Annotated in this window: 1 protein-coding gene; it reads right to left on the bottom strand. The window is 50.7% G+C overall.

The window, feature by feature from the left end; all coding sequences use genetic code 11:
- Positions 1 to 513 (bottom strand): inositol monophosphatase family protein (locus R7Q48_RS31225; RefSeq protein ID WP_318134306.1); only part of this gene is annotated, 513 nt, incomplete at both ends.

Below are 513 nucleotides of genomic sequence, written 5' to 3' on the forward strand. Positions count from 1 at the left end.
CAAGGCAAATTCGTATCGCCCAGCACGATAAAGTTCGGGTTCTCTAGCGTTTCCCGTTCGTTGTAAGACAAAGGTTCGAGGTGAGTGCTGAGAATACGTCCGCCTGCTTCTTCCACGATGCATTGCGTTGCTGCTGTATCCCATTCGCCAGTAGGGCCCAAACGTAAATAGCAATCGACCGCTCCTTCCGCCACCAAACACGCTTTTAGTGCTGCAGAACCGAGAGGAATTAAGTCGTAGTTCCAAGCGCTGCTCATGCGGCTGGTGATGCGATTAATGTCTTGGCGACGGCTGATAGCAATGGCAATGTTTTGTCCTGCTTGTTCATGTTTGTGCGTGTGGATTTTCACGCTTTCAGACATGTCTGGGATTTTCCACGCACCTTTGCCGCTGTATGCGTAATACGTGACGCCAGAAACAGGCCCATACACCACGCCCATCGCAGGCTTGTTGTTGTCAATTAATGCAATGATGGTCGCAAAGTCGCCACTGCGTGCGATGAATTCTTGTGTG

Source organism: Vibrio sp. 378 (assembly GCF_033339435.1).